14 protein-coding genes are annotated in these 14,221 nt (G+C 62.9%); 9 read left to right on the top strand and 5 right to left on the bottom strand.

The window, feature by feature from the left end; translation table 11 throughout:
* Positions 1–62 precede the first annotated feature (62 nt).
* On the top strand, positions 63–1,073 hold the full coding sequence (locus AC3WQS_RS11630; RefSeq protein WP_492712738.1) for an ABC transporter substrate-binding protein: 1,011 nt from the start codon (positions 63–65) through the stop codon (positions 1,071–1,073).
* A 47-nt stretch (positions 1,074–1,120) separates the two neighbouring features.
* Here the strand turns inward: AC3WQS_RS11630 and AC3WQS_RS11625 are convergent, their stop codons facing one another.
* Positions 1,121–1,708, bottom strand: a complete 588-nt coding sequence (locus AC3WQS_RS11625) for a TetR/AcrR family transcriptional regulator (protein WP_020906279.1) — start codon at positions 1,706–1,708, stop codon at positions 1,121–1,123.
* 95 nt (positions 1,709–1,803) lie between these two features.
* On the opposite strand from AC3WQS_RS11625, the gene AC3WQS_RS11620 reads away from it, so the two are divergent.
* Together AC3WQS_RS11620 and AC3WQS_RS11615 are read left to right on the top strand one after the other, a co-directional pair.
* Positions 1,804–3,204, top strand: coding sequence for a cytochrome P450 (locus AC3WQS_RS11620; protein ID WP_020968473.1), 1,401 nt, complete (start codon positions 1,804–1,806; stop codon positions 3,202–3,204).
* A 97-nt stretch (positions 3,205–3,301) separates the two neighbouring features.
* Positions 3,302–3,619, top strand: a complete 318-nt coding sequence (locus AC3WQS_RS11615) for a DUF4333 domain-containing protein (RefSeq protein ID WP_073512010.1) — start codon at positions 3,302–3,304, stop codon at positions 3,617–3,619.
* Positions 3,620–3,673: 54 nt separating this feature from the next.
* On the opposite strand, the gene AC3WQS_RS11610 is transcribed toward AC3WQS_RS11615, so the two are convergent.
* The 4 genes from AC3WQS_RS11610 to AC3WQS_RS11595 form a co-directional block, all read right to left on the bottom strand.
* Positions 3,674–4,822 (bottom strand): acetyl-CoA C-acetyltransferase, encoded by a 1,149-nt coding sequence (locus AC3WQS_RS11610; protein ID WP_003945727.1) that lies wholly within the window; start codon positions 4,820–4,822, stop codon positions 3,674–3,676.
* Between the two features lie 11 nt (positions 4,823–4,833).
* Positions 4,834–5,505 (bottom strand): TetR/AcrR family transcriptional regulator, encoded by a 672-nt coding sequence (locus tag AC3WQS_RS11605; RefSeq protein ID WP_020968472.1) that lies wholly within the window; start codon positions 5,503–5,505, stop codon positions 4,834–4,836.
* Positions 5,506–5,581: 76 nt separating this feature from the next.
* Positions 5,582–6,394 carry an SDR family oxidoreductase gene (locus AC3WQS_RS11600; protein ID WP_003945582.1) on the bottom strand — a complete coding sequence of 271 codons (813 nt, stop codon included), beginning with the start codon at positions 6,392–6,394 and terminating at the stop codon, positions 5,582–5,584.
* Positions 6,394–7,623, bottom strand: coding sequence for an acyl-CoA dehydrogenase family protein (locus AC3WQS_RS11595; protein ID WP_019746947.1), 1,230 nt, complete (start codon positions 7,621–7,623; stop codon positions 6,394–6,396). Before AC3WQS_RS11595 ends, AC3WQS_RS11600 begins: the two co-directional genes overlap by 1 nt.
* 55 nt (positions 7,624–7,678) lie before the next feature.
* Here AC3WQS_RS11595 and AC3WQS_RS11590 point away from each other — a divergent pair, with 55 nt between their 5' ends.
* The 6 genes from AC3WQS_RS11590 (at position 7,679) to AC3WQS_RS11565 (ending at position 14,171) form a co-directional block, all read left to right on the top strand.
* Positions 7,679–9,220, top strand: coding sequence for a FadD3 family acyl-CoA ligase (locus AC3WQS_RS11590; RefSeq protein ID WP_019746946.1), 1,542 nt, complete (start codon positions 7,679–7,681; stop codon positions 9,218–9,220).
* Positions 9,217–10,089, top strand: coding sequence for an enoyl-CoA hydratase (locus AC3WQS_RS11585; RefSeq protein ID WP_019746945.1), 873 nt, complete (start codon positions 9,217–9,219; stop codon positions 10,087–10,089). Before AC3WQS_RS11590 ends, AC3WQS_RS11585 begins: the two co-directional genes overlap by 4 nt.
* A complete protein-coding gene (locus tag AC3WQS_RS11580) occupies positions 10,089–11,249 on the top strand; it encodes an acyl-CoA dehydrogenase family protein (protein ID WP_007734181.1) in 1,161 nt (386 codons plus the stop codon). Before AC3WQS_RS11585 ends, AC3WQS_RS11580 begins: the two co-directional genes overlap by 1 nt.
* A complete protein-coding gene (locus tag AC3WQS_RS11575; RefSeq protein WP_020906274.1) occupies positions 11,246–12,211 on the top strand; it encodes an acyl-CoA dehydrogenase family protein in 966 nt (321 codons plus the stop codon). The genes AC3WQS_RS11580 and AC3WQS_RS11575 overlap by 4 nt, the downstream gene beginning before the upstream one ends.
* On the top strand, positions 12,208–13,260 hold the full coding sequence (locus AC3WQS_RS11570) for an acyl-CoA dehydrogenase family protein (RefSeq protein WP_492712737.1): 1,053 nt from the start codon (positions 12,208–12,210) through the stop codon (positions 13,258–13,260). The genes AC3WQS_RS11575 and AC3WQS_RS11570 overlap by 4 nt, the downstream gene beginning before the upstream one ends.
* 146 nt (positions 13,261–13,406) lie before the next feature.
* A complete protein-coding gene (locus AC3WQS_RS11565) occupies positions 13,407–14,171 on the top strand; it encodes an SDR family NAD(P)-dependent oxidoreductase (protein ID WP_003945543.1) in 765 nt (254 codons plus the stop codon).
* The last annotated feature ends 50 nt before the right edge of the window (positions 14,172–14,221 follow it).

Below are 14,221 nucleotides of genomic sequence, written 5' to 3'. Positions count from 1 at the left end.
TAGGTGATCTGGTATCGCCGACCCTACGATCGATACGGACTCAGACCGAAGGGTATCGAAAAATGCTGACCACCACACCTACCGTGCTGGACGAACGCACCTGGCAAGAGCTAGTCGACGCACTGACCCGTCGCCAATTCGGCATCGGAGCCGGGATGGCAGCAGTAGCAACAATTCTGTCGTCCTGCAGTTCCAGTGACGGTTCGGGTACATCTGACGACACTCAAATGCGCACCGTCACCACACCGTTGGGAACTTACGACATACCGACCAACCCCAAGCGGGTCTTGGCCGTCGACGCCCGCACCGACCTCGAGCTCGCCATTGCCCTGGAACTACCGGTCTTCGGATACAACATCTCGCCCGCCACCGAGTGGGTTCCCGTCGACGGCTCGGCCGAATACCTCAGCGACAAGCCCAATCTGGAGCAGATCCTCGGACTCGCACCCGATCTCATCATCTGCGTCAACGCCGACAACGAGTACTGGCCCGCTGCAAAACTCCAAACCATCGCTCCTGTCCTGACGACCGAATCGAAGCAGACGTGGCGAGAAAATCTCACCCGACTCTCCGATTGGTTGGGCCGAACCCCCACCATGGATCGCCTGATCACCGACTATGACGCTCTGATCACCGACATCCGCTCTCGACACGCTTCGGCGATCGCGGGAAAGACCGTCGCGAGTTTGTCCTACAGTCCGGACAAGGCCACGATCTACATCGACAGCCTGCCCGTGTCGGAGGAAACCGGTAAGAAGAATCGCCAACCCACCGACATGACGCTCGCTGACATCGGTGGAAGAACATTGAACACAACCGGTTTCGACAATCAGGGGCGACTGAGCATCGAGGAGATGGATCGCCTTCGCGATTGCGACGCGTTCATGGTATCCGTCACCGACAGCAGCGACACCACCTTCGATCAGCTCTCGGACAACAAGTTGTGGCAACGACTTCCGGCTGTGCAGGCCGGGAACGTCACCGTTCTGCGCGGCAGTACGTACTACGGATCCATCTACACCACCATGTACGTAGCCAAGGGCTGGGACGATCTCTATTCGACGCTCGACTGATCAGACTTGTCCGTGGAAATGCCGGCCGCTCCCACGCGGTCGGCATTTCACGTTTCGAGGTCGATGCCCAACGCTCCGGAGAGGGTCCGCAGACAAATCACTCTCAACTCTTCCTGCGGTATGGAAGGTTGATCGAGCCAGTCGAGGCAGACAGCCCGGACGAATGCGATCCATCCCCGAACTGCGACGGCAGCGATCTGTCTTCTTTCACCCTCGAATTCCAGTGCGTCGAGGATTCGAATCTGCTGCTGTTCGAGTTCGCGTTCGACGATCGCTCGGATACCGGCCTCGGCGGAGAGCGTCCCCACGTTGATGGCGCGTACTCCCCTGCTGTGCGACTTCACGTACGCGAAGTAGGCGTCCAACCCGGCCGCCACCTGTTCGCGCACCGGTAGCGTCGCGTCCGGTGCGGTCACCTCGAGCAGGTGCTGCGATTCGCGCTCGACGATTGCGGCGAAGAAGTCTCGCTTGGTTGGAAAGTAGTGGTACATCAACCCGCGCGAGACGCCCGCAATCTCGGCGACCTCTTCGATCCAGACGTCCTCGTACGAACGATCGGCAAAAAGTTGCGCGCCGATGTCGAGCAACTGCGTGCGCCGCTGCTCTCGGTCCAGGCGTTTTCGTGGTGCGACCATAGACAAGTCAGATTACTACTTGACACCGATTCAGTAAGGCGTACTTTGCGTACTAGACACCAATTCAGTAAGCGATCTCACCCGGGGGACACACCATGAGCGTCGACACCACTCCAGAGGCGACGACCGATGCTCGGATCCCGCATCCGGCATGGCGCCTGCCAGTCCTCGGGGACGTCCTCGGGATCAATATCCGGACGCCGCTGCAGAACTCCGTGAGCATCGGGCGCGAACTCGGCCCGATCTTCGAGAGAAATGTCCTGGGAAATCGCTTCGTCTTCGCCTCGGGCGCGGACATGGTGGCAGAACTGTCCGACGAGTCCCGGTTCGCGAAGCACCTTGCGCCTGGAGTCAAAGCACTCCGCGGAATCGGCGGCGACGGACTGTTCACTGCGTACAACCACGAACCCAACTGGGGCAAGGCGCACAATCTTCTGGCCCCGGCGTTCAGCCAGACTGCGATGCGCTCGTACCACCGCACCATGCTCGATGTGGCCGGCGAGCTGGTCGACCATTGGGACAGTCGTGACAGCGACTCCCCCGTCGACATCTCCGCAGACATGACCAAGCTGACGTTGGAGACCATCGGACGCACTGGATTCAGCTACTCGTTCGACTCTTTCGAGCGGGACGAGCAGCACCCGTTCGTCAAGGCGATGGTCGGCGCTCTCTCCCATTCACAACGCACGACGTTCTTGAAGTCGACTGCCCTGGGACGAGTCCTCGCACGTCGCGCCGATCAACGTGACGAGGTCCGCAAGGCGTACATGGCCGAGGTTGTGGACGAGGTGATCCGTGCCCGGCGGACAAGTACCGAACCGGGGCCGGAAGATCTTCTCGAACTGATGCTGCGGGCGGCACGCGAAAACGATCCCAACCGTATCGACGAATTGAACATCCGCCATCAGGTCGTGACCTTCCTCGTCGCGGGACACGAAACCACCTCCGGCGCATTATCGTTCGCGCTGTACTACCTGTCACGAAACCCTGACGTGCTGGCCAAGGCGCAAGCCGAGGTCGACAAGGTCTGGGAGGGCGAGGAGCCCGCCTTCGAGAAGATCGCGAAACTTCGATACGTACGACGCGTCCTCGACGAATCATTGCGTCTGTGGCCGACCGCTCCCGCCTACGGCCGTGCGGCGCTCGAAGACACCACGCTCGTCGGCAAGTATCCGATGAAGAAGGGCGATTGGATGCTCGTGCTCATCCCGTCACTTCATCGCGATCCCGTGTGGGGCAACGATCCCGAGGCTTTCGATCCGGATCGCTTCCTGCCTGCCAACATCAAGGCCAGGCCGGCGCACGTGTACAAGCCGTTCGGAACAGGTGAACGCGCCTGCATCGGAAGACAATTCGCCATTCACGAAGCGGTCCTCGTGTTGGGCACCATCTTGCAGAAATACACGATCGAAGCCGATCCGGACTACGAGTTGAAGGTGGCCGAACGGCTCACCCTGATGCCCGAAGGCTTCAACTTGACGGTCCGCCGACGCTGAGCTCGGCAAACCGCGTCGAGTAAGTCGGTTGAACAGTCCCGAATGCGGTAATCCCTGGGGTGGCAGCAGCGAGCACCGGCGAACCCTGGGAGTTCACATGACAAAGAGGCCTGCAGTTGGAATCGTCTTGCTCTCGGCGGCATTGGCCACGGGAGCGTGCTCGGCAAGCGTCGGGACGCCGCAAGTGGACAAGTCCGAAGTCGCAAGTCAGATCTCCACTCAACTCGCCGAGAAGATCGGCGAGCCACCTGACGACGTGACGTGTCCGGAGAACCTCGACGCAGAAGTCGGCGCATCGATCACGTGCATCCTGACCGAGCAGGGCACCGAATACGACGTCACAGCTACCGTGACCAGCGTTGACGGTGAAAGTGCGAACTTCGACATCAAGGTTGCGGATGCGCCGAACAACTAACTGCTGTGGGCCTTTCTTCACCGCCGGCGGTTAATAAAGGGGGGCAAAAAGGCGTCAGAGCCGCTCGATAATCGTCGCGTTTGCGGTGCCGCCACCTTCACAGATGGTCAGCAGGCCGTAACGACCGCCGGTGCGCTCGAGTTCGTTGAGCAGGGTCGCCATCAGCTTGGTGCCGGTGGCGCCGAGCGGGTGACCGAGTGCGATCGCGCCGCCGTTGACGTTGACCTTGGCCGGATCTGCGCCGATTTCCTTGATCCAGGCCAGGACGACCGGGGCAAAAGCTTCGTTGATCTCGACGATGTCGATGTCCTCGATGCTCAGACCGGCCTTCGCGAGAGCATGCTTCGTGGCCGGGATCGGCGCACTGAGCATGAAGATCGGGTCGTCGCCGCGGGCGCTGAGGTGATGAATCCGGGCGCGGGGCTTGAGGTTGTACTTCTCCACCGCTTCCGCCGACGCCAGCAGCAGCGCACTCGCACCGTCGGAGATCTGGCTGGCCACCGCTGCGGTCATGCGGCCGTCTTCGACGAGAACCTTGAGCGTCGCCATCTTTTCGAGGCTGGTCTCGCGGGGTCCTTCGTCGACGGTCGCGTCACCCATGGCGACGATCTCGTTGTCGAAGCGACCCGCGGCGATTGCAGCCTTGGCGCGCTCATGGCTCTGCAGGGCCCACTTCTCGAGCTCTTCGCGGCTGATGTCCCACTTCTCGGCGATCATTTCGGCGCCCTTGAACTGCGAGACTTCCTGGTCACCGTAACGCTCGGTCCAACCGACCGAACCCGAAGTCGGCGTGTCGAATCCGTACTGCTGACCGACGATCATCGCTGCCGAGATCGGAATCTGGCTCATGTTCTGAACGCCGCCGGCAACGATCAGATCCGCGGTGCCCGACAGGATTGCCTGAGCGCCGAAGTGCACTGCCTGCTGGCTCGAACCACACTGACGGTCAACGGTCACCCCGGGAACGTGCTCCGGGAATCCCGCTGCGAGCCAGGACATACGGGCGATGTTGCCGGCCTGGCCGCCGATGGCGTCGACGCAACCGAAGATCACGTCGTCGACGTCACTGGGGTCGATACCGGTGCGCTCGACCAGTGCCTTGACGACGTGCGCACCGAGATCGATGGGGTGCACGCCGGACAGCGCGCCACCCCTCTTGCCGATCGGTGTGCGAATGGCGTCGACGATGTAAACCTCGGACATAGCGTTAGCTCCTAGTTTCGTTGTGCAGCAATAGTTCTTGAAGTTGATTCAGCAATAGCTTCTGAAGTTGTAGCCGGATCGGAGAGCCCGTCGAGCACGATCGCGAGATATTGAGCCGCGACGGCGTGAGCCGAGAGGGATCCACCCGGGCGGTACCAGCGAACCGCGACCCACACGGTGTCTCGCATGAATCGGAAGACCAACTCGACGTCGATGTCGGAACGGAAGGTCCCGTCCGCGACGCCGGCTTCGAGGACGCCGACCCACAGGTCCCGGAATTCGGTGTTGCGCTCGGCCAGGTAAGCGAAGCGCTCGTTCCCGACGAGGTGCTTGACCTCGTCCTGGTAGATCGCCACAGCCGAATGTGAGGCGTCGATGGCCTCGTAGGAGGTCACCACCAGCGCTTCGAGCGTCGCGCGACTGTCCAACCCCGCCGCGACGATCTCGCGGTATTTTCCGAAGAGTTCGTCGAGGAACTGGTGCAGGATCTCGTCGACCATCGACTCTTTGGAATCGAAATGGTGATACAAGCTGCCGGACAGTATCCCGGCGGCGTCGGCGATGTCGCGGACGGTCGTCGCGCGCACTCCGCGATCGGCGAACAGCCCCGCCGCGATCTCGAGCAGCTCGTCGCGGCGCCCGGACTTGCCGTTTGATTCGTCGGAATTTCGAGGTGGCGTCATGTATTCAATCCTATCCAGGGCCTTCCCCTGTGCGCGGTCAGCGAGTCCGGGGACTCCTTAACCGCGCACGGGGACGCTAGGCCCTCTGCGAAGAAACGGAGACGATCTCGCCGGTCATGTAGGTGGAGTAATCGCTGGCGAGCATCGCGATGACCGTTGCGATCTCCCAGACCTCCGCGGCGCGGCCGTAGGCCTCGCCGGAAGCCAACTGGTCGAGCAGTTCCTCACTGGTGACCTTCGCCAAAAACGCGTGACGCGCGATGGAGGGCGAGACCGCGTTGATACGGACCCCGTACTCCGCGGCTTCGATAGCGCTGCACCGAGTCAGTGCCATGACGCCCGCCTTGGCTGCGGCGTAGTGAGCCTGGGAATGCTGCGCCCGCCAACCGAGAACGGACGCGTTGTTCACCAGAACACCGCCGTGGGGAACGCTCTTGAAGTACCGCAGCGCGGCACGCGTCGAACGGAAGGTGCTGTTGAGGGTGATGTCGAGAACGCGATCCCACTGATCGTCCGTCATGTCGACGACGGGTGTCTCGCCGCCCAGGCCCGCGTTGTTGACGACGATGTCGATGCGTCCCAACTTCTCGGCCGCGCCGACGAACAACGCGTCGACCTGCTCGGTGCTGGAGACGTCGCAGATGATGGACTCGACCTGCTGGCCGGGAAACTCGGCCTTCAGCTTCTCCACCGTCTCGCCGAGCCGACGCTCGTGGAAGTCGGAGACGAGAACGTCGCCGCCCTCGAGAAGCACCCGGCGCGCGGTAGAGAAGCCGATGCCGGTTCCGGCTGCGGCGGTGATGATCGCCTTCTTGCCCGCGAGCAGTCCGTGGCCCGGGGTTTCCTCGGGCGCAACGGAAAGCGGGGACGCGGCTTTGGTGTCAGACATTAACGAGCCTCTCGGGGAAGACCGAGCACGCGCTCGGAAATGATGTTGCGCTGAATTTCGTTGGAGCCGCCGTAAATCGTGTCGGCGCGGGTGAAGAGGAAGAGGCGCTGCCACTCGTCGAGTTCGAGATGCTCGGGATCGGTGATGTCCGAGGCATTGCCTTCGGAATCCGCCCACGGTGCAACCAACGACGACGCACCCTGCACGTCCATCGCCAGCTGTCCCAGGTCACGATGCCAGTTGGCCCACAACAGTTTTGCGACGGACGCTTCGCCGCCACCGGTTCCGGCGTCGACCGCGTCGAGAGTACGCATCGCGTGGGCGCGCATCACACGCAGTCCGACCCAGGCACGAGCGATCTTCTCGCGAATGTGCGGATCCTGGTCACTGCCATTGGCCTTCGCCAGGTCGACGACGCCCTGGAGCTCGCGAGCGAATCCGATCTGCTGTCCGAGCGTCGATACCCCGCGCTCGAAGGTGAGCAGCCCCATCGCGATCTTCCAGCCCTCGCCAGGTTCCCCCACCACCAGATCGGCGTCGGTGACGGCGTCGTCGAAGAAGACCTCGTTGAACTCCGACGTACCGGTGAGCTGCTGGATGGGCCGAACTGTCACACCAGGCTGATCCAACGGGACCAGCAGGAAGCTCAAGCCCTGATGACGCTTGGAGCCCACCTCGGTGCGGCAGACCACGAAGCACCACTGCGCGACGTGAGCCAGTGAGGTCCACACCTTCTGGCCGTTGATGATCCACTTGCCGTCTTCGAGGCGTGCGGTCGTGGAGACGTTCGCGAGGTCTGAACCGGCGCCGGGCTCGGAGTAGCCCTGCGACCACAGTTCGCTGACCGTGTTGATGCCAGGAAGGAATCGGCGCTTCTGCTCGTCGGTTCCGTACGCGATCAGCGTCGGGCCGAGCAGCTCTTCACCGATGTGGCTGACGCGAGCGGGCGCACCGGCCTTCGCGTACTCCTGATGGAAGATGACCTGCTGAGAGATGCTTGCTCCCCGCCCGCCGAACTCCTTCGGCCACCCGAGGCACGTCCACCCTGCGGCTGCGAGGTGCTTGTCCCACTCGAGGCGTTGCTCGAAGAACTCGTGCTCACTGCCGGGGCCGCCCTTACCCTTGAGCTGGGCAAATTTTCCCGTCAAGTTCTCGGCCAACCACTGCGCGACCGTGGCCGCAAACTCGTCGTCCGTCATCTGCCCGTCCGGGCTCTCGCTCTGGTCCACATATGTAAGATAACCTACCAAGCACTTGCTAGGTAGCGTGTCAGGTAGGAGTCCAGTGACCGAACAACCGAGAACCATCCCATCAGCCCTCATCCGGGCCGCCGAGGAGTTCGGTGAGCGCGCGGCTATCGCCGATGGCGACACCCGACTGACCTTCGCACAGCTACATCAACGTGTCCGCGATTTCGCCGGCGCGCTGATCAACCGTGGGGTGAAGGCAGGCGATCGCGTCGTCATCTGGTCGCCCAACACGTACCACTGGGTGATCGCCCTGCTCGGCGCTCAATATGCCGGCGCGGCCATCATCCCGATCAACACTCGATACACCGGCACCGAAGCTCTCGACATCATCGAGCGCGTCGACGCCGCGGCCTTGGTGGTCGTCGGCACGTTCCTCAAGGCCGATCGCTATCAGCAGTTGCTCGACGCCAACCCGGACCTGTCGATCCCGACCGTCATCCAGGTACCGATCGACGGGGACGACGACCGTGACGGCGTCATCGAGTTCGAGGACTTCCTCGCGCTCGCCACCGACGCCGCCCGCACCGAAGCCGATGCGCGTGCTGCGAAGGTGCAGCCAGACGACGTCAGCGACATCCTCTTCACCTCCGGCACCACAGGACGCAGCAAGGGTGCGATCACCGCGCATCGTCAGTCCATCGCTGTCGCCAAGTCGTGGGGTGAATGCGCCGAGGTCACCGCCGACGACAACTTCCTCATCATCAGCCCGTTCTTCCACACCTTCGGGTACAAGGCCGGAATCCTGGTCTGCCTGCTGAACGGCGCGACGATCGTGCCGGTATCCGTCTTCAACATCGACGACACCCTCGCGCTGGTCAACAGCGAAAAGATCAGCATCCTGCCCGGTGCCCCGACGATCTACCAGACCATTCTCGATCACCCCCGCCGCAGCGAATACGACCTGTCCTCGCTCCGCATCGCGATCACCGGCGCAGCACCCGTGCCGGTTGCTCTCGTCGAGCGCATGCAGGCAGAGCTTTTCGACGCCGTCCTCACGGCATACGGTCTGACCGAGGCAGTGGTCGCGACCATGTGCCGCACCGACGACGACCCGGTCACCGTCTCCACCAGTTCCGGCCGCGCGACAGCCGATTTCGAGGTCAAGATCGGCGACCAGGGTGAGATCCTGCTTCGTGGACCGAACGTCATGCTCGGATACCTCGACGACCCCGAATCCACCGCCAAGGCAATCGACGCCGACGGCTGGTTGCACACCGGAGACGTCGGAACCCTCGACGAGCGTGGCTATCTCGACATCACCGACCGCCTGAAAGACATGTACGTCAGCGGCGGATTCAACGTCTACCCCGCCGAGATCGAGGGCATGTTGGCTCGCCTGCCCGGCGTCCACGAGTCTGCTGCCATCGGCATCCCCGATCACCGGATGGGAGAGGTGGGCCGCGTCTACATCGCCCAGCTCGACGGTGCCGGCCTCACCGAAGAGTCGGTGATCGCTTTCCTCAAGGAGAAGATCGCAGGCTTCAAGGTGCCCCGCGAGGTGCGCTTCGTAGATCACCTGCCCCGTAACCCTTCGGGCAAGGTCCTCAAAACGGTTCTGCGCGAGGAACAATCATGACCGTTCCCTTCGAAGCCGACGTCGTGACCTACGAGGTTCGTGACTCGGTCGCCGTCGTGACCTTGAATCGACCCGACTACCGCAACGCCCAGAACTCGGTGGTCACGTACGCCCTCGACGCGGCATTCCAGCGCGCCGTCGAGGACGACGACGTGAAGGTGATCGTCCTGGCAGGCAACGGACCTCACTTCAGCGCCGGACACGACCTGGGAACTCCGGGACGCGACCATCACGTCGAGTACGAGAACAAGGCCACCATGTGGTGGGATCACGTCGACAAGCCAGGCGGTGACCAGCGTTTCGCCCGCGAAATGGAGGTCTACCTGGGCATGTGCCGCCGTTGGCGGGAGATCCCCAAGCCCACCATCGCGATGGTCCAAGGCGCCTGCATTGCCGGTGGGCTCATGCTCGCCTGGGTCTGCGACATGATCGTCGCAGCCGACGACGCCTTCTTCTCCGATCCCGTTGTCCGCATGGGCATCCCCGGCGTCGAATACTTCGCGCACCCGTGGATGGTCGGTTCACGTTTCGCGAAGGAAATGCTCTTCACCGGCGATCGGTTCACCGCGCAACGCGCCTACGAAATCGGCATGGTCAATCGCGTCGTCGCCCGCAAGGATCTCGAGAAGGAGACGTTCGAGCTCGCCGGGCGTATCGCCGAGATGCCGCGCTTCGGACTGGCTTTGACCAAAAAGGCCGTCAACCAGTGCGAGGATCAGATGGGGATGCGCAACGGCATCGACTCCGTCTTCGGTCTGCATCACTTCGCTCACGCTCACAACGCCGAGGTCGGCAAAGACTCGCTTGGTGGTCTCGACGCCAAAGCCATGGCTGCCAGTGCTCGCGCACCGCAGGAAGGAACAAACTAGTGGATCTCGTATTCGACGACGCCACAACCGCATTCCGTGACGAGGTTCGCTCGTTCCTGGAGGCGAATGTGCCCGCCACTCCCCTGAAGTCGATGGATACCGCCGAAGGCTTCGAAGAGCACCGTCAGTGGGAGCACACTCTCGCCGACGCCGGCTACGCCGTCGTCTCCTGGCCCAAGGAACTCGGCGGACGCGATGCGTCCCTGCTCGAATGGGTCATCTTCGAGGAGGAGTACTACCGCTCGGGCGCGCCCGGGCGCGTAAGCCAGAACGGCATCTTCTTGTTGGCTCCCACACTGTTCGAGCATGCAAATGCCGAGCAGTTGGCTCGGATCATGCCGCGCATGGCTCGTGCCGACGACATCTGGGCCCAAGCCTGGTCCGAGCCCGAATCCGGTTCCGACCTCGCTAGCCTGCGTTCGAGTGCGAAGAAGGTCGACGGGGGCTGGCTGCTCAACGGTCAGAAGACGTGGAGCTCACGCGCAAGCTACGCAGACTGGGGCTTCGGCTTGTTCCGCTCCGATCCGGATGCGCAGCGCCACAAGGGCATCACGTATTTCATGTTCGACCTGCGCTCGAAGGGCGTCACCGTTCGCCCGATCGATCAACTCGACGGCGAGCCCGGCTTCGCCGAGATCTTCCTCGAAGACGTCTTCGTGCCGGACGACCCGGCCAACCCTGGTGAGTCGGGTGTGATCGGCAACGTCAACGAAGGTTGGCGCGTCGCGATGAGCACCGCGAGCAACGAGCGTGGTCTCTCGCTGCGCAGCCCCGGCCGCTTCCTCGCCACCGTCGACCGACTGCTCGAGCTGTACAAGTCCAGCGGACGAACCGACGACAGCGCTCTGCGTAACCAGGTTGCCGACGCCTGGATCGGCGCTCGCGCCTACCAGCTCAACACATTCGGTACCGTCACCCGTCTCGCCGACGGTGGACAACTCGGCGCCGAGTCCTCGATCAACAAGGTCTTCTGGTCCGAGTGGGATATCGCCACTCACGAGACTGCTCTCGAACTGCAGGGCCCTGAAGCCGAGCTGGCCGACAACTGGATGGACGGATACCTGTTCTCCCTGTCCGGCCCGATCTACGCAGGCACCAACGAGATTCAGAAAAACGTCATCGCTGAGCGTCTGCTCGGCCTACCGAAGGCGGACCGATGAGATTCGCGCTCGACTCCTCCCACCAGGACTTCGCTGCAAGCATCGATGCACTGCTGACCAAGTCCGACATGCCCTCCGTCATCCGTTCGTGGAACGACGGTGACACCGAGCCGGGCAAGAAGCTCTGGCAGCGCCTTGCCGAGACCGGCGTCAACGGCCTCGTCATATCCGAAGAACACGACGGACTCGGCGCCGACGCCGTGGACCTGGTCGTTGCACTCGAACAGCTCGGTCGGCACGCAGTACCCGGACCGGTCGTCGAGACCATCGCAGTAGCACCGACGCTCCTGGCTTCCGTTGCACCGGAACGTCTCTCTGCTCTCGCCGAGGGTTCGCTGGCAACCGTCGCCGCTCCCCCGCGCACACCGTTCGCGCTCGACGCCAATGCGGTCGATCTGGTTCTACTCGCGCAGGACGGCACCGTCTCACTCGGCGTCCCTGGCGAAGCCAAGGCATCGGTGGATCTCTCCCGCAAGCTCTACGAGGTTTCCGCCGGCGAATCGCTGGGCTCCGCCGACTTCTCCGCAGCCTTCGACATGGGCGCTCTTGCCACTGCCGCGCAGTTGCAAGGTCTCGGCCAGACACTGCTCGAGGTCACCACCGAATACGCGAAGCAGCGCAAGCAGTTCGGCAAGGTCATCGGACAGTTCCAGGCAATGAAGCACCACCTGGCAGAAGTTGCCGTTTCGCTCGAAATGGCTCGACCCCTGCTCCACGGTGCCGCTCTGTCGGTTCGCGATCAGTCGGCCGACGCCTCGCGTGACATTTCTGCCGCCAAGGTCGCGTGCGGGGATGCTGCTTACAAGGCCGCCCGCGTCGGACTCCAGGTTCACGGCGCCATCGGCTACACGATGGAACACGATCTCTCACTGTGGCTCACCAAGGTACGAGCATTGCTCACCGCCTGGGGCACACCGTCCGAGCATCGTGCGCGCGTCGTCGAAGCGCTGGTTGCATCATGAGCATCGACACCGAAGACCAGGCAGCACTACGTGCGTCGGTACGCGATCTCCTGAGCAAGCATTCCGACTCCGCTGCCGTCCGCGCTGCCATCACCACAGAGATCGGCTACGACGCCGCGTTGTGGAGCAAGCTGTGCGAGCAGATCGGCGTCGCCGCGCTGGCGATTCCGGAGGAGTTCGACGGCGTCGGAGCAGGTTTGGGCGAGGTACATGTGGTCCAGGAGGAACTGGGCCGCACGCTGGCCCCGTCACCGATGCTGGGTTCGGTGATTCTTGCCGCACAGGCACTGCTGCTTTCCGGTGACAACGACGCATGCTCACGACTGCTGCCCGGTGTCGCGTCCGGCGAGAGCACGCTCGCCCTGTGCTGGGCAGGGGCTGCGGGTTGGAGCACCTTCGGCGTCGAGGCAACCGAGGATGCGTTGACCGGCACGGCGTCGTACGTCCTCGACGGACACATTGCGGACACCCTGCTCGTTCTCACGGCCGACGGCTTCTACGAAGTGGATCCCGCGGCCGAGGGCGTCTCCCGCCGACGCGTCCCCACCATGGATCCGACGCGAACGCTGGCGGAGGTCACGTTCTCCGGTGTTCGTGGTCGGCCACTGGAGTGGTCCGAAGATCTGGTCGATCGCATCCGAACCGTCGTTCTGATCGCGTTGTCTGCTGAACAGGTCGGAGCGGCCGCAGCGATCGTCGAACAGACCGTGGAATACACCAAGTCGCGCAAGCAGTTCGGTCGGGCGATCGGTTCTTTCCAAGCCCTCAAGCACCGGATGGCCGACATGTACACGTTGGTCGAGACGGCGCGGTCGATGACGTACGCCGCCGTGGCGACGCAGTCGGCGGACGACGCGGCAGTGGCGAAGGTCTACTGCTCGGAAGCCTTGCAGCAGATCACCTCCGAAGCAGTTCAGTTGCACGGCGGAATCGCAATCACCTGGGAGCACGACGCTCAGCTGTACTTCAAGCGTGCACACGGCAGCGCTCAGCTCTTCGGACAGCCGAGCACCTACCTGCCGAGCCTCGCTCAGGCCGCGGGTCTCTAAGACACATCGGTGCTTGTTCGCTCGCAATCCCGGGCGAACAAGCACCGATGCTGCCCAGTCAGTGGAATGAACCGCAGATTTATGCGGCTGGATCACGCAGAATCGGTCACCAGACAGCTGTCCATCTCACAGACCGGAGTTTTCTCGTGAATCGATTCGACGACAAGCGCGTCCTCATCAGCGGCGCAGGGTCCGGAATCGGCCAGGCCACCGTTGCCCGCATCCTGGCAGAAGGAGGCACCGTCGTCGCCGCCGACATTTCCGAGACCGGCCTCGAACAGACGCTGAACGCCGCGAAAGACGCCGGCCACTCCGATCGCCTCACCACGGTGAAGGTCGACATCTCCAGCGAAGAGTCTGTTCGCGAACAGGTCGGCGCTGCGATCAAGGCTCTGGGCGGGCTCGACGTGCTGGTCAATGCGGCGGGCATTCTGCGCTCCGCGCACACCCACGAGATGACACTCGATTTCTGGAACACCGTCATCGGGGTCAACCTCACCGGAACGTTCCTCATGACGAGGGAGTCCCTGCCGGCACTGCTCGAAAGTGGAGCAGGCGTCGTGGTCAACTTCAGTTCCACTTCGGCGACCTTCGCCCACCCGTACATGACGGCATATGCGGCGTCGAAGGGTGGAATCCAATCCTTCACGCACGCACTTGCTCTCGAGTACAGCAAGCAGGGTCTTCGCGCCGTGGCCGTCGCACCCGGCAGCATCGCGTCGGGCATGACGTCCGATCCCGGCTTCCCGGCCGACATCGACTTCACGCTGCTCGGCAAGCTGGCCCCGGCAATCGGTGAGGGTTTCGCGCCCCCGTCCGCGGTCGCCGGTGTGATCGCGATGCTCGCTTCCGAGGACGGCTCGTTTGTCACCGGAACGGAAATCCGCATCGACGGCGGCACGCATATGTGATCCCCTGCTGTGGGCCTTTATTAACCCCCGGCGGTTAATAAAGGAGCACA

The sequence above is a fragment of the Rhodococcus sp. FW305-130 genome (genome assembly GCF_058788335.1).
This window is presented reverse-complemented; position numbering and strand designations above follow the sequence as displayed.